The 25,845-nt window shown below is 52.9% G+C and carries 17 protein-coding genes and 1 pseudogene; 14 read left to right on the top strand and 4 right to left on the bottom strand.

What is annotated here, in order from left to right:
• The first annotated feature begins 119 nt into the window (after nucleotides 1-119).
• From ACFQUU_RS12435 to ACFQUU_RS12415, 5 genes are all read left to right on the top strand, one after another.
• Complete coding sequence (locus tag ACFQUU_RS12435; protein WP_382247486.1) at nucleotides 120-1,466, top strand: MFS transporter; 1,347 nt, start codon at nucleotides 120-122, stop codon at nucleotides 1,464-1,466.
• A gap of 285 nt (nucleotides 1,467-1,751) precedes the next feature.
• Nucleotides 1,752-2,021: a nickel-binding protein gene (locus ACFQUU_RS12430; RefSeq protein ID WP_382247484.1), complete on the top strand. Its 270-nt coding sequence runs from the start codon at nucleotides 1,752-1,754 to the stop codon at nucleotides 2,019-2,021.
• A gap of 318 nt (nucleotides 2,022-2,339) precedes the next feature.
• Nucleotides 2,340-3,611: a glucose-1-phosphate adenylyltransferase gene (glgC, locus tag ACFQUU_RS12425; protein ID WP_382247482.1), complete on the top strand. Its 1,272-nt coding sequence runs from the start codon at nucleotides 2,340-2,342 to the stop codon at nucleotides 3,609-3,611.
• A gap of 155 nt (nucleotides 3,612-3,766) precedes the next feature.
• Entirely contained in the window at nucleotides 3,767-5,224 is a 1,458-nt protein-coding gene (glgA, locus tag ACFQUU_RS12420) for a glycogen synthase GlgA (protein WP_382247480.1), read from the top strand.
• 86 nt (nucleotides 5,225-5,310) lie between these two features.
• Nucleotides 5,311-7,755, top strand: a complete 2,445-nt coding sequence (locus ACFQUU_RS12415) for a glycogen/starch/alpha-glucan phosphorylase (RefSeq protein ID WP_382247478.1) — start codon at nucleotides 5,311-5,313, stop codon at nucleotides 7,753-7,755.
• Between the two features lie 51 nt (nucleotides 7,756-7,806).
• Here ACFQUU_RS12415 and ACFQUU_RS12410 read toward each other — a convergent pair whose 3' ends face one another.
• Complete coding sequence (locus ACFQUU_RS12410; protein ID WP_382247476.1) at nucleotides 7,807-8,865, bottom strand: TAXI family TRAP transporter solute-binding subunit; 1,059 nt, start codon at nucleotides 8,863-8,865, stop codon at nucleotides 7,807-7,809.
• Nucleotides 8,866-9,862: 997 nt separating this feature from the next.
• Between ACFQUU_RS12410 and ACFQUU_RS12405 the strand changes: the two genes are divergently transcribed.
• On the top strand, nucleotides 9,863-11,059 hold the full coding sequence (locus ACFQUU_RS12405) for an MFS transporter (protein ID WP_382247474.1): 1,197 nt from the start codon (nucleotides 9,863-9,865) through the stop codon (nucleotides 11,057-11,059).
• Nucleotides 11,060-11,132: 73 nt separating this feature from the next.
• Here ACFQUU_RS12405 and ACFQUU_RS12400 read toward each other — a convergent pair whose 3' ends face one another.
• Nucleotides 11,133-11,633, bottom strand: a complete 501-nt coding sequence (locus tag ACFQUU_RS12400; RefSeq protein WP_382247472.1) for a hypothetical protein — start codon at nucleotides 11,631-11,633, stop codon at nucleotides 11,133-11,135.
• A 605-nt stretch (nucleotides 11,634-12,238) separates the two neighbouring features.
• Here ACFQUU_RS12400 and ACFQUU_RS12395 point away from each other — a divergent pair.
• A complete protein-coding gene (locus ACFQUU_RS12395; protein ID WP_382247470.1) occupies nucleotides 12,239-12,985 on the top strand; it encodes a hypothetical protein in 747 nt (248 codons plus the stop codon).
• 5 nt (nucleotides 12,986-12,990) lie between these two features.
• Nucleotides 12,991-13,632: a hypothetical protein gene (locus ACFQUU_RS12390; protein ID WP_382247468.1), complete on the top strand. Its 642-nt coding sequence runs from the start codon at nucleotides 12,991-12,993 to the stop codon at nucleotides 13,630-13,632.
• 305 nt (nucleotides 13,633-13,937) lie between these two features.
• Here the strand turns inward: ACFQUU_RS12390 and ACFQUU_RS12385 are convergent, their stop codons facing one another.
• Nucleotides 13,938-14,963 carry a hypothetical protein gene (locus ACFQUU_RS12385; RefSeq protein ID WP_382247466.1) on the bottom strand — a complete coding sequence of 342 codons (1,026 nt, stop codon included), beginning with the start codon at nucleotides 14,961-14,963 and terminating at the stop codon, nucleotides 13,938-13,940.
• A gap of 562 nt (nucleotides 14,964-15,525) precedes the next feature.
• On the opposite strand from ACFQUU_RS12385, the gene ACFQUU_RS12380 reads away from it, so the two are divergent.
• A complete protein-coding gene (locus ACFQUU_RS12380) occupies nucleotides 15,526-17,250 on the top strand; it encodes a tannase/feruloyl esterase family alpha/beta hydrolase (RefSeq protein WP_382247464.1) in 1,725 nt (574 codons plus the stop codon).
• 146 nt (nucleotides 17,251-17,396) lie between these two features.
• The gene (locus ACFQUU_RS12375) at nucleotides 17,397-18,581 is read left to right on the top strand and encodes an acetyl-CoA C-acyltransferase family protein (protein WP_382247982.1); all 1,185 of its coding nucleotides are present in this window, start codon (nucleotides 17,397-17,399) and stop codon (nucleotides 18,579-18,581) included.
• 112 nt (nucleotides 18,582-18,693) lie between these two features.
• Here the strand turns inward: ACFQUU_RS12375 and ACFQUU_RS12370 are convergent, their stop codons facing one another.
• Nucleotides 18,694-20,649, bottom strand: a complete 1,956-nt coding sequence (locus ACFQUU_RS12370) for a helix-turn-helix domain-containing protein (RefSeq protein ID WP_382247462.1) — start codon at nucleotides 20,647-20,649, stop codon at nucleotides 18,694-18,696.
• A 263-nt stretch (nucleotides 20,650-20,912) separates the two neighbouring features.
• Between ACFQUU_RS12370 and ACFQUU_RS12365 the strand changes: the two genes are divergently transcribed.
• The 4 genes and pseudogenes from ACFQUU_RS12365 to ACFQUU_RS12350 all read left to right on the top strand — a co-directional run.
• Nucleotides 20,913-21,806: an SDR family NAD(P)-dependent oxidoreductase gene (locus ACFQUU_RS12365; RefSeq protein ID WP_382247460.1), complete on the top strand. Its 894-nt coding sequence runs from the start codon at nucleotides 20,913-20,915 to the stop codon at nucleotides 21,804-21,806.
• A 786-nt stretch (nucleotides 21,807-22,592) separates the two neighbouring features.
• Nucleotides 22,593-24,218: a 3-(methylthio)propionyl-CoA ligase gene (locus ACFQUU_RS12360; RefSeq protein WP_382247458.1), complete on the top strand. Its 1,626-nt coding sequence runs from the start codon at nucleotides 22,593-22,595 to the stop codon at nucleotides 24,216-24,218.
• Between the two features lie 43 nt (nucleotides 24,219-24,261).
• The gene (locus ACFQUU_RS12355) at nucleotides 24,262-25,506 is read left to right on the top strand and encodes a branched-chain amino acid ABC transporter substrate-binding protein (protein ID WP_382247456.1); all 1,245 of its coding nucleotides are present in this window, start codon (nucleotides 24,262-24,264) and stop codon (nucleotides 25,504-25,506) included.
• Between the two features lie 104 nt (nucleotides 25,507-25,610).
• A pseudogene (locus ACFQUU_RS12350) lies at nucleotides 25,611-25,845 on the top strand (branched-chain amino acid ABC transporter permease); the annotation flags it as partial.

The raw sequence follows: 25,845 nt of genomic DNA, 5'->3' as shown, positions 1-25,845 counted from the left end.
CCAATCCACAATTGCGATTGGACATTTTGTCCTACCGGCACACGGCGAAGACCGTAAGCGGCTTAGTGACATTGGTCAGTTGTACGTATTACATCAGACGTATCGGAGACATCATCAATATGGCAACAACCACCTTTCATCCCCTTCCCAGTAACGATGCAGGTCCAAGCCCGAGCAGTCAGAGTGCAAGGCACATTAATGCGCGCGACGGCCACATTGAACCAGGCGAAATCGCCATCGGCGTCATCATCGGACGTGCCTCCGAGTACTTCGACTTTTTCGTGTATGCGATCGCGTCTGTTCTGGTTTTTCCTGCAGTCTTCTTTCCGTTTGAAGAGCCGCTCGAAGGCATGCTCTATGCGTTTGTAATTTTTTCATTTGCATTTCTTGCAAGGCCCATCGGTACGATCCTTTTCATGGCGATACAGCAGCGGTTCAGCCGTGAGTTCAAGCTGATGCTTGCGCTCTTCCTGCTCGGGGTATCGACGGCCGGCATCGCTTTCCTGCCGACCTATGAACACCTGGGAATGGCCTCCATCGTATTGCTGGCCTTGCTGCGAATCGGCCAGGGCATCGCATTGGGCGGCTCATGGGATGGCCTTCCTTCTCTGCTTGCGCTGAGCGCTCCGCAGCATCGTCGCGGCTGGTACGCCATGCTCGGACAACTTGGTGCACCGGTAGGATTCATTGTCGCCGGCGGACTGTTCGCTTATCTGTTGTCGGCTCTGTCGACCCAAGACTTCCTTGAATGGGGCTGGCGTTATCCGTTTTACGTCGCGTTCGCCATAAACGTGGTTGCACTGTTTGCCCGCTTGCGCCTGATTTCAACCAGCGAGTATTCCCGCTTGCTTGACGAGCGTGAACTGGAACCGACTAACGTCGTTGAAATGGCGCAATCACAAGGACGCAATTTGCTCATCGGCGCGCTTGCCGCATTGGCAAGCTATGCGTTGTTTCATCTCGTTACCGTGTTTCCGCTGTCATGGATCAGCTTGTATTCCGAGCGTTCGGTAAGCGAGTTCCTGGTCATCCAGATGATTGGTGCCGTACTGGCCGCTTGCGGTGTGGCGGTTTCCGGACTCATTGCGGATCGCTTTGGCCGACGCACGACACTTGGCACACTCGCTTGCCTGATCGCTGTATTCAGCGGATTTGTGCCGACGCTGATGGATGGCGGAGACCTGGGGCAAAATGTATTCCTGTTGCTGGGTTTCGCCTTGCTGGGACTGTCCTATGGACAAGCTGCCGGTGCGGTGACCGCCAATTTCCCGGCAAAATACCGTTATACCGGCGCTGCGCTGACTTCCGACCTAGCTTGGCTCGTCGGTGCAGGCTTTGCGCCGCTCGTTGCACTTGGACTGTCGGCGCATTTCGGTCTTGCGTATGTCAGCATCTATCTGTTGTCGGGAGCGGCGTGCTCGTTGGCGGCCTTGAGCTTGAACCGTGCTCTCGAAATTCGGGATTAAGAGCGCGCTTCCTGACATGCGCACGCCCAAGTCAAAAGGAGCGGCGCGGAAGTCATAATAAGTCGTCGTTTTAGTGTCGACATGGCCCGGCCTCATTACCGTCCAGATGGTAATGAGGCCGGGCCATTTTCATGCGCCATCGTGCAACTGGTTTTCATTACTGCGAGCGGCAGCCGCCTTCATGCCGCGTTTCGATTGACCTTTATCAAATGCGTTTTTCATAGCGTGAATAAGGATGAATACCGGGATCCAAGGGGTAAATGAAGAATGCGAGGAGAGATCGCTATGACTACCTTTGCCGTACAAAGAAACTTGCAAGGAATCACGATGGAGCAACTTGGCGCCGCACAGCAGGCTGCAATCCAGGCAAGCCAGGCTGCTTCTGCCCAAGGTACGCCAGTCACCTACATTCGCAGTAATTTTTATCCGGCAGACCAGCATTGCACATGTTTGTTTGAAGGGCCGAACCGCCAGGCAATAGAGGATGTGAACCGGGCAGCGTCGTTGCCGTTTGAAAGGGTGGATGAGGTGCTCGATCTGCCTAGCCCTCAATAACGTCAGCATCCATCAGTTAGCAGGCCCTCTGTTACAGCGGGCCTGCGTGATCTTTACTGTCGCACCCTCGGCAAATGAGAACGCTGCGACAAGCGTGGCGTCGCAAGCGCTTGTTTTGTCGCCGGCGCTCGCGTGTCATCGATGTCTCTATCACCTGCTTTTGCAGTCATCCGATTCCGCTTCCCTTCCGGCACGTCAGCAATGCGGCGACTCTTGCGAGAGATCAACGGTCCGCACTGTTCGCCCGGGAGGAACGCAGTTCCAGTCCCATTGATCTGGCTAGAATGAAGATGTTAAGCACAACAAAAAGGATCGGTTGTGGACCAGACGATAGACAAGCTAATCATTGCGCGCCAGCTTCCGAAGCGTACCGTTGCCCTGGTGCTTGCCGGCGGTCGTGGCTCCCGCCTGCAGCAATTGACCGACAAGCGGGCTAAGCCGGCGGTGTATTTCGGCGGCAAGTTCCGTATCATTGATTTTGCGCTGTCGAATTGCATCAATTCCGGTATCCGCCGCATGGGGGTGCTAACGCAATACAAATCGCATTCCTTGCTGCGGCATTTGCAACGCGGCTGGAATTTCCTTCGCGGCGAAGCAAACGAGTTCATCGACCTGTTGCCTGCACAGCAGCGCGTCAACGAAGCATACTGGTATCGCGGTACCGCCGATGCGGTCTACCAGAACATCGATATTCTGCGCTCCTATGGTCCTGAATATGTCCTGATCCTTGCCGGAGATCACATCTACAAAATGGATTATTCCATGATGCTGTTAGACCATGTCGAGCGGGGTGCGGAATGCACGGTTGGCTGTATCGAGGTACCAAGGGCGGAAGCGACCGCGCTGGGCGTCATGGCCATTACCGAAGACCGTAAAATTACCAGCTTTCTTGAAAAGCCGGCCGACCCGCCCGGCATGCCGGGCAAGCCGGAAAGCGCGCTCGGCAGCATGGGTATCTATGTATTCAACGCGGAATATCTCTATAACTTGCTAAGCGAAGACCTCGCCAATGAGGATTCCAGCCATGACTTCGGCAAGGACATCATTCCCCGCGTAGTCAGCGAAGGACGTGCGCTGGCGCACCCGCTCAACATGTCGTCGGTACCGCGTAAAGCCGACATAAAGCCGTACTGGCGGGATGTCGGTACGGTCGACGCCTTCTGGTCAGCGAATCTCGACCTTGCTTCTAATATGCCTGAACTGAACATCTACGACAGTGACTGGCCAATCTGGACTTACCAGGAGCAGCTTCCGCCGGCCAAGTTTGTGCCGGATGACACGGGTGCCCATGGACAGACCGCGAACACGCTGGTATCAGGAGGTTGCATCATTTCGGGATCGGATCTGACCGAGACCGTTCTCTTTTCAAATGTGCGTATCCATTCGTACTGCACCATCAAGCAAGCTGTGATTCTGCCGCATACCGAGATCGGTCAGCGCTGCCGCTTACGGAAGGTGGTGATCGACCGGGGTTGCAAATTACCCGATGATCTGGTGATTGGCGAAGATGCCGACCTCGATGCACAGCGTTTCTATCGCACGGAAAACGGCATCGTGCTGGTAACAAGCGAAATGCTGTCCAGGCTGTGAGTGCAACATCAGCATAACGAAACCCCGGTGTCGGAAAAGTCGATTTCATACGACCCGGTGTGCAATCGTGGCTTGAAGATTTGCTTTCCTTAAAACCCAGGTTCAAGAAATAGCGAAGTGGTTAGCAGCCTTCCCGCTATCGTCATGGAGTAACAATGCGCGTAGTGCATGTTTGTTCCGAAATATATCCTTTGATAAAAACCGGTGGCCTCGCTGATGTGGCCGCAGCCTTGCCGCCGGCGCTCGTCCGTTGCGGATGCGATGTCCGACTACTGCTTCCCGGATATCCCGTCATCATGGAGCAGGTCAGGAACCTGCAGATGCTGGTCGAACTGCCACCGCGATTTGGCGCATCCTTGCTCCGGCTGTATGCGGCGACGCTTCCCGGTAGTGAAATACCTGTCTACATCATTGACGCTCACGGTTTATACGACCGGCACGGTAATCCTTATGCCGACGCCCGTAATCAGGAATATGCCGACAATTATCGTCGATTCGCACTACTCGGCTGGATGGCAGCCGAACTTGCACACGGGCTCGATCCCTTGTGGCGCCCCGACATCGTGCACGGACATGACTGGCATGCCGGTCTCGCGCCTGCTTATCTCAAAGCCGCTGAACGCCGTAGCGGGCGTATCGCAGCAAGCGTCATGACGATTCATAATCTTGCTTACCAAGGCGTGTATTCCCGCGATGTCTTCCATGAACTTGACCTGCCGCCGGACTTCTTCAATATGTACGGTGTCGAATTCTATGGCAACGTATCCTTCCTGAAAGCAGGCCTGTTTTACGCGGACAAGCTCACAACAGTGAGTCCGACGTATGCTCGCGAGATCCAGGGAAGCGAACAAGGTTGTGGTCTGGAGGGTTTGCTAAGCGGCCGCGCGCGGGATCTCGCAGGTATTCTCAATGGTGTGGACCCGGAGGTCTGGAACCCCGAGACCGACACGGCCATTGCGGCAAACTATGGTTACGGCTCACTCGAAAGAAAGCGGGAATGCAGAAGGGCATTGCAACAGCAATGCGGATTGGCGATGCAGGACACCGCACCGATATTTGGCGTCGTCAGCCGTTTGACTGACCAGAAAGGCCTACATCTTGTACTGGACGCCTTGCCTGATTTAATTCATTGCGGAGGACAACTGGTTTTGCTGGGGAGCGGCGACGCGGACCTGGAAGCCGGGTTTCTAAACGCTGCCGCCGCGCATCCTGAAGCGGTCTCCGTGCAAATCGGCTACGATGAAGGCAAGTCGCATCAGATCATTGCCAGTTGCGACGTGGTACTGGTTCCGTCCCGTTACGAACCTTGCGGGCTGACGCAGTTATATGGACTGCGTTACGGGACCTTACCGCTAGTGCGCCGGGTCGGAGGACTAGCGGATTCCGTGGTGGATGCATCGCCGGAAAACCAGGCTGCCGGCATCGCGACCGGGATTGTGTTTGAAGGCTTCAATAAAGAACAACTCGCCGATGCGATGCGACGCGCCTTTGGGCTATTTTCACGCCATGATGCATGGCAACGCGTTCAGCAAACCGCCATGCGTGAGCAGTTTACCTGGGACCGTGCTGCAGCACAGATGATAGACGTGTACCGACAGGCCATGACGCCTTGAATTGCGACAAGCAAATAGATTGCCAGAACAACGAGAGCAAGTTGCAATCCAAGTTTGTTCACTAGAATTCTTGAAGATCGGGATCTATGAATCATTTAATCAACTTTGGTCAGGCAAACTCTAATGCACTGCATCTCAAGAACGCTATTGTCAGCAAGCTGACCTATTCAATCGGAAAAGATCCGGCGTTCGCGACTCCACAGGAATGGCTGCAGGCAACCGAGTTGGCGGTGCGCGATCATCTGATCGAACGCTGGATGAAAACCAATCAGGCTCAGCATGTCCAGAACCCCAAGCGGGTTTATTACCTTTCAATGGAATTTCTGATAGGGCGAACCTGCACCAATGCAATGCTCGCCCTGGGGATAGAGGCAGAAATCAGATCTGCGCTTGAGGCACTCAAGGTTAATTACGATGAAATTGTCAGCTTCGAGCCCGACGCCGCACTGGGCAATGGCGGCCTGGGCCGGCTCGCTGCCTGTTTCCTGGACTCGATGGCAACGCTCGGTATTGCCGGCATTGGTTATGGTATCCGTTACGACTACGGAATGTTTCGCCAGCAGATCGTCGACGGCAACCAGATCGAAACGCCGGATTACTGGCTGACCAATGGTAACCCGTGGGAATTTCCCCGGCCAGAGGTGCAATACCGGGTACGCTACGGTGGCTACACGGAGCAGCATGGTGACAAGGTTTGCTGGAGCGGCACCGAGGACGTGCTTGCGATGGCATACGACACGATTATTCCTGGCTATGCGACAGACTCGACCAATACGCTACGCCTGTGGTCGGCGAAGGCAACTACCGAGATCGATCTATCCGCCTTCAATCAGGGCAATTATTTTGGTGCGGTAGAGCGCAAAAATCATTCGGAGAATGTATCTCGGGTGCTCTATCCGGACGATTCCACGCAGTCGGGCCGGGAACTGCGTTTGCGCCAGGAATATTTTTTTGTATCCGCGAGTATGCAAGACCTGATACATCGGCACCTTTCATCGCACAGCGGGTTTGACAGGCTTTGCGAAAGCGTTGCTGTGCACCTCAACGATACCCACCCAGTGCTGGCGATTCCCGAATTGCTGCGCATTTTGATGGATGAGCATGGCGTGCCATGGAAGAACGCATGGGCAATTGCACAACAGGTATTTTCCTATACCAACCACACGCTGATGCACGAAGCACTCGAGACCTGGCCGGTTGACATGCTTGGGCGCGTGCTGCCGCGACATCTGCAAATCATTTTCGATATCAATTCCGAATTCCTGCACAGCGTGACTGCGCAGTTCGGAAAAGACATCAACCTGATGCGCCGTCTGTCGCTGATCGACGAGCAGGGCGAACGCAAGGTGCGCATGGCTTACCTTGCGGTTGTCGCCAGCCATAAGGTCAATGGCGTATCGAAACTGCATTCAGAATTGATGAAGCAATCCATCTTTGCCGATTTTGCGAAGGTCTATCCCGAACGCTTTACGAACAAGACCAATGGCGTAACGCCGCGCCGCTGGCTGGCACAGGCGAATCCTGCACTGGCAGGACTGATCGATGCGCGAATCGGGCCTCAATGGCGGGCCAACCTCGACAAGCTGGCTGAACTGCGAAAGCTAGCTGATGATCATGACTTCATTCGCGCTATACGCAATGCGAAGCGAAGCAATAAGCTGCGGCTTACAGAATGGGTGGCTAACAGACTGAGTATCGTACTTAATCCGGATTCGTTGTTCGATATCCAGGTCAAGCGTATTCATGAATACAAGCGCCAATTGCTGAACCTGCTGCATGTGATCACACGGTATCAGCGTATCCTTGCAAACCCTGACGGCGACTGGGTGCCGCGGACGGTTATCTTTGCGGGCAAGGCTGCGTCGGCGTATCACACCGCCAAGTCGATCATCAAGCTGATCAACGATGTTGCGACGACGATCAACGCCGACCCGCGAATAGGTGACCGGCTTAAAGTCGTTTTCATTCCCAATTACAGTGTCAGTCTGGCTGAAATCATCATTCCGGCGGCCGACTTGTCCGAACAGATTTCATTGGCAGGCACCGAGGCTTCAGGAACCGGCAATATGAAGTTTGCATTGAACGGCGCACTCACGATCGGCACCCTGGACGGCGCCAACATAGAAATTCTGGAACAGGTCGGGCAGGACAATATCTTCATCTTTGGTAATACGGCTGCGCAGGTTCAAGAGATCCGGGTACACGGTTACCAGCCGCGCCAGGTTTATGAATCGAATCCGGAACTGAAACAGGTCCTGGATCAGATCCGTAGCGGTCACTTTTCACCGGAGGCGCCCGATCGTTTCCATCATATCTTCGATACGCTCGTCAACTATGGAGATCACTACCTCTTGCTGGCAGATTATGCGAGTTATGTGCAGACGCAGGATACGGTTGATGTGCTATTCCGCGACCATGAGCAATGGCATCGCAAGGCAATCCACAACATTGCGGGAATGGGACAATTCTCTTCTGACAGAACGATCGCAGAATATGCGCAAGAGATATGGCGTAGCGAGCCACTTAAGTAGATTGGTCTTCGGCCACCGCATCCAGCGGCCATCAGATCGATCGATAGCGCTTCACATCCTACAAAGACCAAGCACTTTTTCCTGCTGATTGCAAGTTTTTGTCGCCGGCACCGGCGCGGCGGCCTGGGCAGGTCGACCGCGTTGCGCCACGCAGGACTGCAAGGTTTTCTCGACCGGCGCGTAGTACTTCCAGCCTTTACCGAGTGGCGGCGTTTTTAACTGTACCTCCTGCCATTTTGGGTGGCCCTGGGATTGCAGATTATCGAAGTTGGCGCACAGCGATTCGGCAAACCGCTTGAGATTGTTCTGGGTTGCCTGGGTGTCGTAGTTGTAAGTCACGAGGAATGCTCTCACCGAAAGAGTAGGCACATCTTCCGCCATCCAGGAGGGATAACTCTTGCTACGAATTGTCGCTGGAAAGTAAGTCGACTCCGCACGTTCTGTTTCCGGCGCTTTATCGTCCCGCCGTAACAGCTTGATGTACTGTCGCGCTTCCGGTGCCATATCGGAAAACAATTTCGCGGGCTGGCCGGCAACAATGACGACGACGTCAAGTGTTTTGTCATCGATCAGCTTTCGTAAGGCGTCTTCATTGGACAAGTAGCTCGCGTTTGACTCGGGCAATGGTGTCGAAAACATCAGCCGGTAGAGTGTGGTTGCGCTGAGTGCCGTGCCGCTGCCTACAGGACCTACATTGATCTTTTTATCCTTGAGTTCATGGATGTAGGTGAGGGGAGAGTCGGCGCGTGTGACGAAATAGATTTCTTCATCGTAGAGCGGCAACATCACTCGCAAGGGGCTAATCAGCTTGCCTGCGGTCACATTCCCGGCGGCGGCCTGATCGACAAAAGCTTGATACACATCGGACTGTACCAAGGCCAACTTGACGCCAGGTTCGAAGCGCAAGCGCTGTACGTTTTCAGCGGAGCCGTTGGACGGCAGCGCTTCCAGATTAATCTTCGCGGGCTGGCCAACCCACTTCGCGAGGTCGCGGCCAATTTGTATGTAGGTGCCGCGTTCAGACGCAGTGACGATTTTGTAATCGACCTGGGCGAACGCGGACGTCCAGCCAATCAACAAGACGCACAGGGTCCAACGAAAATGCTTCATAGACTGCCTCCCTCTTTCGGTGGTACTCAGGTCTGATGCTATTTTTCTCCACACAAGGCAAGGGCCATGGATGCTGCGGAGCATGATCGGGCAGGCGACGTACCGGGCGCTGTGGCGACGCCTGTACTGCCGTCGTCGGAATGTGTCAGGGAAGTACTCGGATGGGTAAAAGACGGCATTGTTTTGGCATCTTCCACAAGGCTTTCTGTACTTTGTAATTCTTCGGAAGCGATTCTTCGCATTTCCGCAATCTTCAACGCCATCTTTTCGGAGGCGGACGGCTCCTGTTGCACTACGGAGTTTTGACTGCTCGGGAGCGAAGAGGTCTGGGAAGGTGATGATGGGGATGAAAACGACACGATGTAGTAGCCTACGGACGCACCGAAAGCCGCTGCAGCAATGCAGATGTACGCCGCGATAGACAAATATCTGGAAAAAGAAGTCCACAGAATGCCCCAAGACGGACCTGCCCCCGGTGACGCAGCGTTAACGCGATCTGCCCCGGGACGCGTGGCAGGGGCTTGCGGTGGAAGCAGCGGATCGGAACGGCTATCGATGTCGGCCGCCTTGTCCGCGTGGAGGCTAGACGCAGCCAGCTTCCGCGTGCCTGGCCTGGACGGCTTTATGCGAAACCGTACTGCACCAGGAAGTTCGCTATCGAACGGGAATGCTACCCGCTCATCATTCGTTTTCATGATGGCCTAAATCACCTTCAGCGGCACTGTTATGGAGGTCATAACAGAAATTCAAATCTCGCTCGATCCGTGATACCGGACCACCACTCAGGCAGGTTGGAATCGGTCAGGCGATTTTATCCGTGTGCTCGGTGTTAATTTGCTACTGAATCTCGGGTGTGCATTTGATACAGCACAAACGCGGACCGGGCAGCATCACCTTCGTGCGCTTCGACGCGCGCTGCGCGAAGTATCTCCTGGCGAGACATTCGTGCGATGAATGTCTGATATAAACTTCTTTCGAGAAACTATTACTTGAGAGCATGCGTCACAGGGGTATTGCTGACAAACAACAATATTCCTCAATGATGCATTCCAGCTCCTTACTTTCAAGTTTCCATTCTTCATCTTTCAAGCGGCTTTCTCTGCCCGCGATGTTTGCTCTATTCGGCATGTCCATGGGCTCATGGGCAGGCCGTATTCCGGCATTGCGTGAAGGTTTGCAGATTTCGCATTCCGAACTATCGATGGTTCTGGTATGTGGCGGCTTGGGGGCTTTGCTCTCCCAACCGATTTCTTCACGCCTGATGTCATCACTTGGTGCACGCAAGACCGCGTACTACGCGTGCCAGGCATTACTTGGTGTTCTGCTTTGCATTGGTGCCGCACCCTCAGTCTCGCTATTGATGGTATCGGTTCTGATGCTGGGCATCGTCGCCAGTTGCGTAAACATTAGCCTTCAATCGATTGCAACCGGCTTCGAAAAGGCAACCGGCAAATCCGAGATGTCTAAACTGCATGCATGGGGCTGTGCAGGCGGGCTCGGCGGCGCTGCGTTGGGGAGTGTAATGGCGACGTTGCATATCGCACCGCTGATGCATTATTTGCTCATTGCGATGCCGCTTTCGCTGATTCTGAAGCTTGCAAGCGAATCCCTGCAGGTGAAGGACGAAGCGGTAGCCATTGAACGCAAAGCTTTCTGCCTGCCACGCGGACCGCTGGCCTGGTTAGGTGCGCTCGGATTTCTCGGCGCCATGTCCGAAGGAAGCATCGCTGACTGGGGCGGCGTCTTCTTGAAGGATCACTTTGCGGTGAGTGACGGCTTTGCCCCACTGGCATTGACGATGTTCTCCGTCATGATGCTGGTGGCACGACTGATGGGCGATGAACTGAAGGCAAAATTCAGCGCACGGGCACTGGTCGGTTATGGTGCGTTGCTCTCTGCAGGTGGTTTGTTTTTCGCTGTCTTATCTCCCAATGCGCTGCTTGCGCTGGCCGGGTTTGCAGCGGCCGGTATTGGTTTGGCATTGCTTTTCCCCTTCGTCTATAGTGCGGCTGGCAAGGAGGGTCCGATGGCTTTTGCCGCGGTCGCTACCATGTCCTATAGCGGCAGCCTGATGGGACCACCTGTGGTTGGTACGCTGGCAGAGGCGTTTGGCATGCAGGCCGCCATTGGATTCGTCGGTAGCTTAAGCCTGGTGATGGCCGTGATTGCCAGTCGTGCAAGCCTGTTGAAGTAGGCGGCGAAGACGTAAAGTGTTACAGAAGGGCTCTGACGAAGAACTCTGAGCAATGACTGTGAAGCCTGACCAATCAATGAACCGCAGCCCAGTAACCCGTCGCAGCGGCGGCAATGACCAAGGCGGCTGGCCACGAGCGTAGTGCTAGTCCCCAATCCGCATTCGAAGGCCAGAAACTGAGCAACTGTGGACCCAAGCTTAACCAAAGCGCGATATCGAGCGGTTCATAACGCCATCCACCGTGGACGCGCCAGAAGGCGATGGCACCGACCGCAGGGAGAATAAGCATCGGCGCAAGTGCTGCAGGCGCTGCGTTGTACCAACGGAGATTGGTGAAAGTGACTGCGCCTAGCGTGTATTCATTTCCACGACCGCGCCTGGGAATGATGCTGATCGATGTGGGGCAGGCGCCGAACATGCCCCCTACCAGCCAATGCAGCAGTTCATGCATGAAGGTACCAGGCAAGGTCAATATGGCAAAGAGATACACCCGTCCTGCCAGGCGAGACAACAGGATTGCGACTGCGATCGAGGGAAGCAGGTATAACAAGCTGTGGACGAAGATGGTAGGCATGGACATCAGAGGGACAAAACCGTTGCACTCTAGCTTTGGCCATGCCTCTAGTCAAATCCTAAGTGAGTCGTTCTCAGATAATCCTTAGATGAGCAGGTATGTTTGACCGCAATAAAAGATATTCATCCCTTAGTAACCCCAGCTTCGGTCTCTCCAGTTTTTACTTGCGTATGAACCGGATTGTCAAAAGCTCGCGATATGTTTTCCTTATCGGCTTGGCGCATCGAAACGTGCGAGCCATGAAACCATTGCTGGCGTCCCGCTTACGTTAGCAATCTGATGGCGGGTCGATAAAGCTCTACCAGTGGACGCCCAATCCGGTATCCGGCCGGACAATTAAAATCAACATATGGCCCGGCAGCGGTAAAAACATGCTGCGAAATGCTTATACAGTCATATGCGGTCCCGCTTTATCCCCCTTTAAATAAAGGTGTGCAACGACCATCAGGTCTGAGTTTTCTCTAGTGGCATAGAGTTAATAGCAAAAATTCAGCGTTGTTTCCATGTGACATACAAGCAGTTACTTCGCTGCTAGAATCCGCGAACTGTTAAATACGGCCTTAAGCCAGTAAGCCCCATTGCCGAAGATGCGGCTCCGGAAGCCCATGCTGCCGGAAGTCGTCAATCAATCTCTTCACCGATTTTATATGTTCACTTCCCGAATCGCCGCAATCCTTCTTTCCGTGTCGTTGGTGGGTTGCGCCACTGTTGAAAAACAAGCTTTCAATAAAGAAGTTGCCACTAATATCAAGACCATCGCCGTTACCGAACGCACCGGCGAGGAAACCTACGATGTCAATATCATTGCGCACCCAGGAGTTAGCTTTGGTTTGGTCGGTGGCTTGATCGCTGCCGCTGACATGCAAGTAAAGAGCAGCAAGTTAACTGCAGCACTAGACCCTGCACAGACCCAGCTACAGCACCTGTTCGCGAAGAAGCTGGCGCAGTCACTCGGGGCTGCCGGCTATCAGACCGAAATCGTTCCGGTCGCAAAAACCATCGAAGACAAAGAAGTGCACAATACTGTTCGCGCCAAGCTCAGCACTGATGCATTGTTAACAGTCAGCGTGCATGGCATGTACGTAGCTGCGGGCCCTACGACTGACTACTACCCTTACGTTGTGGTGCGCGTGCTAAGCACTGACGTAAAGACTGGCGCGAAACTCTATCAGGACACGATCACCTATGGCTACAACTTCCCCGGCACCAAAACAGTCCATCTACCGGGAAAGCAAGAAGGGCGCTTCCAGAACATGGATGAACTTGTCGGCGATCCTAAGCGCACGCGGGACGAGTTGTATATCGGTCTTGAAGCGATTGCCGCCCAAATTGCAGCGGACCTGAAACAATAAGCGCCATGCGTCCATTGTTCTTTGCCGCAACGTTCACCGTCGCCACGCTTACCGCATGCGCAACGACGGGCACGCAAGTCGCAATCGACGGTAAGCAGATGCTGGAGAAGGCGGCGTCGTGCTGTACTACACTAAAAGATGCGGCATTACTTCCTTTGCCAATAGAGAAAGAGCAGCTGCGGATTGATGGCACTCGCCAGGCCTTTCTTTTTGACGGCGCCAAGTCTTTCTTTGTGTTATACCGTCTGCCGGAATTTAAGGGCACATACTCAATCCTGGTCTCCAGCAATCCGGAAGGAACGGTGAATGACACCGCCATCTTCCTGCCACGGGTGACAACTTACGATGCATCGTTCAAGCCGCTTCGCTACTTCGATGAGAGTACTCTACGCAGCCGGGGCAGCACGATGGAAAGGACAATTTTCATTAATCCTTCAAATACTGCTGAGCGGTACATCGCCATTCATGCATCGGATCTTTCCACCCCCATGGAACGTACGGTTTCCATGCAAACTTTTCAGCAAATATATGTCGGCACGGGCTTCATAATGGTTCAAAACGGTGCAGACGTGAAATCAACGTTAAGGCCAGTGCCAATAGGAACCGTTGATATCGAAGTTAACGGCTTGGCATCTACCGACCGCTGAAAAAACGTTGCTCCGTATTCCTCGCATCTTTAAGGTCACTATCCTGCTATCGATGCTAACCTATCGGCAACAGGTTAGGGTCTTCGGCCTCTGCCGGATAAAGGGCGGCACCTGCCTGTGCCAACAACAATGGCAAAGTTAATGCCGATTGCCGGTTAGATCGCCCCGTGCTATGTCAGAGCTGCCCGAAGCATTGTTTGTCTTACCGAAATCGTAAACATTTGGGCAGGCTGGTAATTGGCTGCAAGCACGCCTCGTCAGAGAATGGGAGGCTGCTAACGACCTAGTTGGGCGCATTCGGTACTTTAATAACTGGCTGAACTCAGTCGATCAACCATGGCTTTGATGGCTGAGATCTGAACGCCACTCTTTTGGGCATAGTTGGGGCCATATAAGCCGACAGTGTCCCAGCAAGCACCGGCATTGGACTGCATGCCGCTGGAGACGGTGGAATAGGAGTTCAGGTCTGCGCGGGCTTGCGGAAACAGCACAATTATGTTGTTGGTGTCCGCCCAGCGGGTATAGCCCGTGTTCTTTATGTACTTGTCGCCAATCGTCGCGTAGTTCTGCGTGCATCCATGCATTGCGACGTGCAACTTGCACTTGGCGTAGGCGGCGCACGCTGCTGGCACATACACCCATCCAGTATCCGCCATACCCAGATTGCCCGTGAATTCGCGTTGGTTGAACTCGCGGTAGTTCGCTGCGGCGGGTACGTTGTTGCGCGGCTGTAGCGTCCCATAAAACTGGGTCAGCACTGCTTTAGCGCCGTCGTAGCTACAGTTGGAGATGTATGGCGTAAATGAGGTACTGCACGGGTTGTTGCCCACCGAGGTGAAGTCAGTCGGAAACACGTGTCCCGTATTGGCCGCCTGGATTAAATTAACAGAAGGCACGCCATTGTTGGAATATTGCTCCTGCAGGGCGAGCATCGGGTTAACGCCGACCGTGTTGTCCTTTGTGCCGGTAAAGAGGTAGATTTTTTGGTTCGCTACGTTGGCCTTGCTATCAATCGCTCCGCCGCTCCAGTTGTTGATCGTGGTCTGCATGGCATCCAGCATCGCCGTCGTGATGACATTTTTGTTCTGGCACGACTCGTAGGTGTAGTGGTATTGGCATAGGTACGGGGTGGCAGCAAAGACGCCGACGCCCTTAAATGTCGCGGAATACGCATAGCCCAGGTTAACTGCCATCACTCCACCGGAAGACAGGCCCGATACCGTGATATTGGCAGTGTCTACGTTCAGCGCGGGTAGCGGGACCGCTGCCGCGGCCGAGAATGAGGCGAAGCAGAGTGCACCAGCCATTACATGCGAATTGAACAGCTTCATTGATTGTCTCCGGTTGTTTATTGGAATTCGTTGTGGAGGTGGAATGCAAATCTCCAGGGTTCAATTTACCGCTCGAAAATCTGTAAGCCAATGTCACCGGCGCACATGTACCGGCACGCAGATATGTAATCGACCGCCACTGCCGGCGGTTTTCCGAGGTCCGTCGAAATATGATGTTTGACCTTCCTCAAGTCGTGGGCGAATGCTGGTTGCAAGTGCTGGCGCTATCCCGGCAGTCGAACACGTGACGCGATATGAGGTGCCGGTTGAGGCACTGATAATACGCAGGGTCTCCAAGTTTATTCCTGCATTGCCAACGAAAGATTAATTGAGAATGAGCAATTCTGAATCTTGCATTCTGTTAAGGATATGGAGAGTGGAGACATCTCGCCGGCCTTAGCTATGTGTTCTGTGAACATTGTCCCAACAGCATTTCTGCTTAACACTATGTTACGTCATCGCACATAAGAAGCATGCCTTTGACTGCGGCTCGCGCTGCTAAATGGACTGCTCAAGAGGAGTTGGGTGCTCAGCCAGAGCACATTTCTTTACTGGAGACAATATGAAAGATATAAAAACTGCATTACCAATTTCGTGCTCTGCCCTGGCAGCGATAGTTTTAGCGGCGTGCGGTGGGGGCGGTGGGGATGCGGGGCAATTGGCTGCGCCAAACACATCAACGGCATTGCCGCTCACATGCGCGCAACTGCCCGGGACCGTTATACCTGCGTCATCGATTGGACTGCCAACGTCCGGTGGAACGGTGACGGCTGCGACCGCAGTTGCAGCTAGTGGAACCGGGAATAGCGCTATACCGGAACACTGTCTGGTGACAGGCAGCATTGCGCCGATAGACAAAACAGCGCCGAACATCCAATTCAGGGTGGCATTGCCAATTGCGTGGAATTCCAAAGTGGTAATGTTCGGTGGCGGAGGATTCGACGGAAGCATTCCTAGCGTTACCGGAAATGTGCCGGCCGGCCCCACTAATCAGCCTACTCCACTTGGCCGCGGCTATGCGACATTCGCAAGCGACTCCGGACATCAGGCTAATGCATTCGGTTCTCAGGATGGCTCTTTCGGATTAAATGAAGAGGCAACTCGCAACTTTGGCGGCGATGCGCTTAAGAAAACGCGCGATGCGGCGATGTATGTGATCAAAGCACGATATGCAGTGGATAAAGTTCAACAGTCCTATTTCGCAGGAGGCTCGACCGGAGGACGTGAAGCGTTAGCAGCAATTACCCGTTGGCCGGCGGACTGGGAAGGGGCAATCGCATGGTATCCAGCCTGGAACGATGCGGCGGCGTTGCTGGGAGGCCACCGGATGAATCGTGCACTGGCCAAGCCAGGTGCTTATCCAAACCCGGCCAAACGCGATTTGATTTATAAAGCGGCCATCGCGGCGTGTGATAGCCTGGATGGGGCAGTGGACGGCCTTATCAATAACCAACTGCGTTGCAATGCAAGCTTTGATCCGTCGACCGCCATTTTCAACGGCAAACCTCTACGCTGCGAAGGCGGAACGGATACCGGTGATACATGCTTATCGGACGCGCAAATCGCGGCGTTAAAAACGATCAATACCGATACACGTTTTAATTTTTCACTAGCGAGCGGCGAGACTTACTATCCAGGCTACAACGTCTGGGGCGCAGACCTTGGAATTACTACCAATCCTTCTCCACTTCAGCCAACGGTCACCTTCCTTGCACTGGGTACCTCGCAGCCGACTATGCCAGTGCCAAGAACTGCGCCATACATCAGTGTTCTGGTGGATCAATGGATAAAGTACTCCATAACACGGGATCCGAACTTCGACTCGTTATCCCTTGACCCCGAGAACCCTGGACCTTGGGCAGGACGGATTAGCGAACTCAGTACGCTGCTCGATACGAAAGTGGATCTGAATGCGTTTGCTGCCAAAGGAGGCAAGCTTTTGCTGGCGCACGGCTTGTCCGATGTTCTGGTAAGTAGCCGCGCCACCGCTGACTATTATCAGCGCCTTCAAAGTAAGATGGGCCCCTCTGAAGTGAACAAGTTCGCGCGCTATTATGAAGTTGCGGGGTATGGACATGCAGTGAGCACGGCATTCAATGCTTCGTGGGATTCCCTTACCGCACTTGAGAACTGGGTAGAAAAAGGAACTGGTCCGGCGAGTGAGTTGGTCACAGATACCGCTGGCGTCCCGGGCCGTACACGACCGTTGTGTGACTATCCAAAATGGCCCAAGTACAACGGTACAGGCGATATAAACCAGGCTTCTTCATTCACCTGCTCGCAGTGATTTAGTGCTAGTGAAGGAAGTCGTGCACGCCGACTTTGGCATGTCGGCTTCCTTCCATCGTTGTGTAGTGCTGTCGCACAGGGCTTGCCATTAAAGCTGCCTCACATTCAAGTTAAAGTTAGTCAAAGAAAAGAATCTCAATGCGCATTCAAAAAGATATTGTCATCGTAAGTGCGGTGCGAACAGCTATTGGCACCTTTGGGGGATCACTTAAGGACTTTTCAAATACGGACCTCGCGACGGTTGCTGTAAAAGAGGCACTCATCCGCGCGAAGGTTGACCCGCAGTCGGCGCAGCAAATTATCATTGGCAACGTAATCCAATGTGACCCACGCGACATGTACATATCGCGTGTAGCTGGCCTGAATTCGGGAATGGCAAAGCAATCTGCAGCGTTGACGCTGAACCGGCTTTGCGGATCTGGCCTGCAGGCAATCATCACCGCAGCAAATGCCATCCAACTTGGGGATGCTGACGTTGTGGTCGGCGGTGGCGTCGAAACAATGAGCCGTGCGCCGTATGTCATGCAGGCCGCGCGTTGGGGAACCCGCATGGGTGATGCAAAATTGCTGGACATGCTGCTGGGTGCGTTGAATGATCCATTCGGTGCAGGCCACATGGGCGTTACCGCGGAAAACGTTGCCGATCTCTACAAGATATCACGCGAGGAGCAGGATGCGTTCGCTGCCGAAAGCCAACGCAAGGCAATGGCTGCTATTGTCGCTGGCCATTTTAAATCCCAGATAGTCCCCATAGAAATTAGCGGTCGTGGCAAGACCACCTGCTTTGACACGGATGAACATCCTAAGGCAGGAAGTACGGCTGAAGTACTAGCCACGCTTAAACCGGCGTTCAGAAAGGATCACGGGACGGTCACAGCAGGAAATGCGTCAGGCTTGAACGACGGCGCGGCAGCTTGTGTACTGATGGATGCACAAGCCGCATCGCGCGCCAATCTCGCGCCCTTAGCACGCTTGATGTCCTATGCCGTTGCGGGTGTAGAGCCATCCTTGATGGGCACCGGGCCGATCCCCGCTGTAAAGCTTGCGCTCGAGCGTGCAGGCTTGACACTTGATGACATGGATGTCATCGAATCAAATGAGGCATTCGCCGCGCAAGCATTAGGAGTTTGCCGCGGCCTGGAGCTGGATCCGGCAAAGACGAACCCGAACGGCGGGGCGATCGCATTGGGCCATCCTCTTGGTGCCAGTGGGACGATCATCACTGTGAAATGCCTCCATGAACTGATCCGCACCCAGAAGCGTTACGGCTTGGTAACGATGTGTATTGGTGGAGGGCAAGGGATTGCGGCTGTCTTCGAGCGTTTTTAGATCCGGTTTGTATATTAAAGAGAGTTACCGGTTGCGTTATTCAACGATAAGTCGATATAGGAATCGTCTCGTTTATATTCCAGGCTACTCGGCCGTACTCGCCTTTGCATAGCTAGGTTTCCTGTATCGACATGCTCCAGAGACGAAGTGCAATATGAATTTCGAGAGCACGGTTCGGACTACTCCAATGCCCTAGAAGCTCGTCAACGTTTGCCAGGCGCTGCCTGACCGTGTTGACATGTATTTTCAGACCTGCTGCGGTCAGCCTCGCATTTTGATTATTGTCCAGGTAGTTCAGCAAGGTTTCTGCGACCTGTGTACCACGTTTAATATCATATGAAATAACTGGTCCTATGCACGCGTTGATAAACGATTTCAAGCTTTCCTGATCATGTGATTCAAAGAGCACCGAGTACAATGCCATGTGATTTTGATCAATAACTTTTCCTGAAACGCCAATTCGGCGAAGAACCGGTAATCCACGTCTTAGCGCAGCGTACAAGGCTGGAACGGCCTCGGGGGCGTGTACCGGTTTCGATAAAATTCCGCGAAACACGCCACTGAATTCACGCTTAGCTATCGCGGTAAACTCTTTTAAAATGCCAGGTACTTTTGTGGTAGCACATAGGATTACCATTGCATCGTCCATTTCGTCGAGCACAACTTCTGAAAGCGGCGATCCGGTCCGAAGTCGGCGAGCCACTGCTTCCGGCCTTGGGTGTTCTATCTCAATAAGGACTAAAGAAAACGGTTGGGTTAAATCCAGGCCCAGGCGATTCGCCCGTTGCAGTATTGATGCTCGTTCCTCAGAATGGGATACCACTAGTGACCGCAGCAGTGCAGAAATGTCACGGCTTTTACTGGCCTCTATGCGTTCCTGCGACAGCAGCACAATAGCGATAACGCTAGCGCTTCTTTCGAACGTTCGAATCGATACTTCACTCATCTCTCCACGCTGGAAGAGCAGCACTGCTCCTAGAAGATCGTTGCCTCCAATTACAGCGGCTACCCGACATATTTGGCCGTCGCCATCATAGGCGATCACCGAGCGACCGCCTTGACGGCTCTCTCTTATCGCTTTTGTGATGAGAGTACTAGGAGCATTGTGAGGCTCGTAAGCGTCCGCCCGTGTTCCGGCGTGTTCTGGAGAGTTAGCCCGGCTGATTACCTGAAAAGCCTCATCCAGAACGATGATGCTACCTGTCAGTAATTGAGCCACGGCTTGCACTAGCGTGTTCAGTGATGCGCCTTTGGAAAGCAATGAGGTCAGCTGTTCATGTGCTTCCGCTGCCCTCTGTACGTCAGTTGCATGACGCTCAAGTTCGGCGTGAGCCCGGTCAGCTTTCTCAAGCGCTATCTTGGCATGTTCAAATGCTTTTGCATTATTGATTGCCACCGCAGCATGGGTTGCCAGAGTACTAAGTATCGCAATATTTAAAGCGGTATGCGCCCTATGATATCTATCAGCGACAAACAACAAACCGATCACGGTGTCATTAAAAAGCAATGGCACCCCAGCCATCGCTGCCACCCCTTCATTTCGGAACGTGTTGTCCAGTATAGGATCATGCGGGAAACGGTTGTCGAGCAAATAGTTCGGGGTATAGAAGGGCAGGCGTGTTGTCATAACCATGCCTGCGATGCCATGCGTCCTGCTTGCTGTCATCTTGGTTGTATCAAGAGATATGGCACCGTCAGATACCACCACGCGAAATTCTTCCGCTTCCGTATCGTAGACCGTAAGCCATGCCAGATGAGATCCCAGGAGATTCCTGGCCCGGCTAACAATGGCATTCAACAAACTTGTCAGATCAAGTCGGCTGGAAAGATCCTTCGCCGAGTCAACCGTCGCGAGCAGGCCTTGCTCACTTAACTGGTGCAGCTCCAACTGGTGCTTTACAGCTATTGCCTTTCTTACGGTTTCAAGTGCAGTGGATTTTCCGCTGGTTTCACTTGGAAGCATCTCGACGGCTGCAAGACGAGCATTGAAGTCTTCAAGAGAGGCATCCCGATGTAACAAGTTGATAAGATCGAGAGCGATTTCTTGAGCCAGATGGCTGGTGTTCATAAGGATCTCACTTGTCACACGCATCACGATTAAATCAAGTATTCCCTCGACTGGCATCGAAGAAGCACCAGCATATATTCACTCACTCTATATTACTGTAACTGCAATCACGATGTCTGCTTGTCACATTAAATCGAGATAAAAATGTTCAGTTCTACATAGCTTCGCACAAGACCATTTGAGAAACTTAAGTGCATAAGAACCATTACATGCTGTGCGGCCCTAGCGGGTCAGATTAAGTTTTCAATCCAGGAGATTATTAAATGAAGAAGTATTTGGACGGCAGGGTTGCGATCGTCACGGGCGCAGGAAGTGGTTTAGGACGCGCGCACGCTCTTGCTCTGGCAAAGCACGGCGCCAAAGTGGTCGTTAACGATATCAATGGCCGCCATCAGGGCGCACCTGGCCGCGAAGTTGCCGATCAGATCGTCCGGGACGGCGGTGCTGCCATTGCAGACGGTGGAGACGTGCGAGACATGGGGCAGATGGAAGCGATGGTCTCGCGGGCTATAGGCGAATGGGGGCGCGTGGATATCCTGGTAAACAACGCCGGGATACTACGCGATAAAAGTTTCTCCAAGATGACCCTCGACGATTTTCGTCTGGTTCTGGATGTTCATCTGATGGGAGCAGTAAATTGCACCAAGGCCGTTTGGGAGCATATGCGCGATCAACGATATGGTCGCATTGTCATGACTTCCTCGTCCTCTGGGCTATATGGAAATTTCGGTCAGTCGAACTACGGCGCGGCAAAGATGGCAGTTGTCGGACTGATGCAAACACTTTCGCTTGAAGGGGAAAAATATAACATCCGAGTCAATTGTTTAGCACCGAGCGCCGCAACTGCCATGACGGAAGGAATTCTTTCTGCCGAAGATTTAGAAGGTCTTAAGCCGGATGCCGTAAGTCCCGGTGTAGTCGCCCTTGTGGAAGATGGTGCTCCGACTCGTATGATTCTTCTAGCGGGAGCGGGGAGTTTCGAGACAGCCAACATTACGATGACGCAAGGAATTCATCTTGGGGAGACTGACGATCCCGTAGCGCACCTTCTCGATCGGATGGATCAAATCAAGGATCGCCGGGACGAATTCGTGCCTGCAGCGGGTTGGGATCAATATCGACTGGAACTAAGGAAGGCAGGCGTTCTGTTGGCTTGATCTCTGTCGGCCGGCCAGAAGCAGAAGGGCGGCTACATCGACCGTTTCATTCTCGTCATCTGTGTACAGAATGGTGAAAATCGACAATCGTTTATAGCGCCGTTTTACTGACTTGACACAGAGAAATTACAGTGTGTCGCCGGTCTGATCCGCATCAGCCCATAAGCTGGAAACAGACAGCGTAGATCGATGCGGGGCAAGGCGTTTACCGTTTACCAAATAACTTCACAGTTTGCGGATTGTTTGGTCGATCGTCTTCACTTCGCCAGGTCGATGCTGGCAATTCTCTATAACTTCGTGGGAAAACATGCTGGAGCGCACAGGCAGTAACGTCACTCAATCGGATGCTAACCCCTTGGTATTGCCGCGACATACGCGCTGGTCAATTCCATGTCGTAGCACGACTGCATACGTACTCATTAGAGCGATGCATTGATCGAATGACGCATGCCGGTAAACCATCGCCGGAGTCAAGTAAATAATGAGACGAGTCGTTGTACGTACACGGTAGTGTCCGTATCAAATTTTCGGAAGCTACCGGTGACATGAGCACACGATTTCTTCGAAAAAATGTATGAGCGTACATAGTATTCTGCATTCGCTTGAATGAAACTACCGTCAGCAGGCGCACGATAGAAGAAAAAATTTCGCGTACTAAGGTAGCGCGGTAATGCAACCGCCTACACGTACGAACTTCGCTAAATACAACGGCCAATGTAGGCCGTATCAACAATCCAATGCGATATGACCTCGGACAATATATCAGATGACCGTAGAAGGCCGATCATGGGCCAGATGATGAACCAACCAATGCTGATCTCCAGTCTTATTCAGCATGCGGACCGCCATTTCGGCCACAAGGAAATTGTCTCTCGCCGCGTGGAAGGTGATATCCATCGTTATACGTATCGCGATTGTCACCGGCGTGCACGCAAAATGGCGAATGCGCTAGACATTCTTGGCGTAGCAATGGGGGACCGGGTTGCTACGCTGGCATGGAATGGTTACCGTCATCTGGAACTGTACTACGCAATTTCCGGCAAAGGCGCAGTGATCCATACCATTAATCCGCGGTTGTACGCTGAGCAGATTTCTTACATCGTAAATCACGCTGAAGATACCTACGTTTTCTTTGATCTGAGCTTCTTGCATCTTGTCGAGACCCTTTCTGCGCACTGTAAATCCGTAAAAGGATACATCGCAATGACCGATCGCGATCACATGCCGGCAGTGACGAGAATCGAAAACTTAATGTGCTATGAAGACTTGATTGATGCGAACCACGATCAGTACGAATGGCCATCGTTTGACGAGAATGCAGCATCAACACTTTGCTATACCTCGGGCACGACAGGTAACCCAAAGGGGGTCTTGTATTCACATCGCTCTACCACCCTGCATGCATATGCGTCTTCGCTTCCGGATGCGCTATGCGTGTCAGGACGCGAAGTAGTCATGCCGGTCGTGCCTATGTTTCATGTCAATGCATGGGGCTTCCCGTATTCCGCTCCGCTAACAGGGGCCAAACTGGTTTTGCCTGGGCCGGCATTGGACGGAAAGTCGCTCTATGATCTGATCGAACAAGAGAAGGTAACGTTATCGGCAGGAGTCCCTACTGTCTGGCTGGGTTTGCTTGAACACGTCGAGAAAAACTCATTAACCCTCGCAAGCGTTTCTCGGATCGTCATCGGAGGATCCGCGTGTCCACCTGCGATGATGAAAGCCTTCCGCCAGATGTATGGTGTTGAACTGATTCATACCTGGGGCATGACCGAGATGTCTCCTTTAGGAACGGTGTGCACGCTTCAAAGTCATCATCTTCAGCTTTCAGTTGAAGAACGAGACGCGATCCTGGCGAAGCAGGGCCATGTCATCTGTGGTGTCGATATAAAAATTGTCGATGACATCGGCAACGAGCTTCCGTGGGACGGCAGGACATGCGGCAATCTGCTGGTTCGAGGACCATGGGTCATCAATAGCTATTTCAAAGGTGAAGGCAGCAACGTACTTCAGGACGAGTGGTTTCCAACGGGTGACGTTGCCACTATCAACCCGGAGGGCTATATGCAGATAACCGACCGCAGCAAGGATGTCATCAAGTCAGGTGGCGAGTGGATTGGCTCCATTGAACTTGAGAACGTCGCGATGGCCCATCCAGCAGTAAAGCAGGTCGCTTGCATCGGTGTATTCCATCCGAAGTGGGATGAGCGCCCTCTGCTGGTGGTTGTCAAGAAACCCAACGCCGAAGTCACCAGGGACGAACTGATTGCGTCATTCAACGGAAAAGTTGCCAAATGGTGGACTCCGGATGATGTCGTGTTTGTAGACGCACTACCTATTGGTGCCACCGGAAAAATCTTAAAGAACGAAATTCGTAATCAACTCAGTAACCACAAAATGCCAACGGCATAGTGAAGCATAAAAAATCGAAAACCATTTCAACAAGGAGACTTAAATGACATTCAATTTGCGCCCCGTAATGATGGCTGTCTCGGCCACAATAGCGTTTACTGCATCAACGACAGTGCATGCAGAAAATGTAAAGATTGCTTTCATAGATCCGCTCTCAGGGCCGTTCGCCCCAGTCGGTCAAAACATTCTGAAGAGCTGGCAGTACATCGCCGACATCGCAAACAGGGACAAGTGGGCTGGTAACCACACACTTGAAATTGTCGGCTTCGATAACAAGGGAAGTCCGCAGGAATCGCTGACTGTGTTGAAAACCGTTGTCGACCAAGGTTATCGTTACATCATTCAAGGAAATGGCTCTGGCGCGGCGCTGGCGCTGGTGGACGCGGTTAACAAGCATAACGAACGTAATCCCGGCAAGGAACTTGTTTATCTCAACTACGCTGCTGTCGATCCTGACCTGACAAACAACAAGTGCAGTTTCTGGCATTTCCGCTTGGATGCGAACTCCGACATGAAGATGGAAGCCATGACTGCGCTGATGGAGAAGGACCAAAACATAAAAAAGGTCTACATCATCGGACAGAACTATGCATTTGGCCATCAAGTGACCAAAGCGGCTAAAGAATACTTAAAACGTAAACGCGCAGATATACAGATCGTTGGCGATGATTTGCACCCCATAGGTCAAGTGAAGGACTTTGCCCCCTATGTTGCAAAAATCAAAGCCTCCGGAGCTGACACGGTAATTACCGGCAATTGGGGTGCTGATCTCGCACTATTGATCAAGGCCTCCAAAGAAGCGGGGTTAACCGCTAACTTCTACACTTACTATGCTGGCACTACCGGGGTTCCAACCGCAATGGGTGCGTCCGGCGAGGGGCGCGTCAAGACGGTAACTTACTGGAACTCTAATGGTCCTGGTGCAACTGGTCAGAACATCGTTGAGGGTTTCAAGAAAAAGCACAACGAAGACTATACCGTCATGGCAACTTATACGGGAGTCGCCATGCTTTCAAAAGCATTTAAAGACGCAAATACGACAGAACCACTGAAAGTCGCCCGCGCGATGGAAGGGATGAAGCTTGCCAGCCTCAATGGGGAAGTCGAAATGCGTAAGGCAGACCATCAACTGCAACAGCCCTTGTATATCACTACATGGACCAAGGTTAATGGCAAGGATGTGAAGTATGACCAGGAAAATACCGGCTACGGCTGGAAGACCGATAAAAAGGTGGATACTTACGTCGCTTCGCAGCCCTCATCCTGCCAGATGAAGCGCCCTGACTAACGGATAGTTATGGACAGAGTGCCGCCATCAGGTGGCACTCAGCGCTTTCGGTTCATCGTCGAGAAAAAATACCAGAACTATCGTATCCATTCTAGGAGCAAGGTGTGGAGTTTACCGTTATTACCTTAATGAATGGTCTGAGCTACGGGCTCCTGCTGTTCATGCTTTCTTCCGGCCTCACGCTGATTTTCAGCATGATGGGCGTACTCAATTTTGCGCACGCCAGCTTTTACATGCTGGGTGCGTATTTCGCCTATGCGATCAGCATCAAGATCGGTTTCTGGCCGGCGTTGATCGTCGCGCCGCTGCTGGTCGGTGCCATCGGTGCCCTGGTCGAGC

Origin of the sequence: Herbaspirillum sp. GCM10030257 (assembly GCF_042666555.1) — a bacterium.
Classification (GTDB): Bacteria; Pseudomonadota; Gammaproteobacteria; order Burkholderiales; family Burkholderiaceae_D; genus Noviherbaspirillum.
Note: the sequence above shows the minus strand (reverse complement) of the source record. Positions and strands in the feature narration are given on the sequence as shown.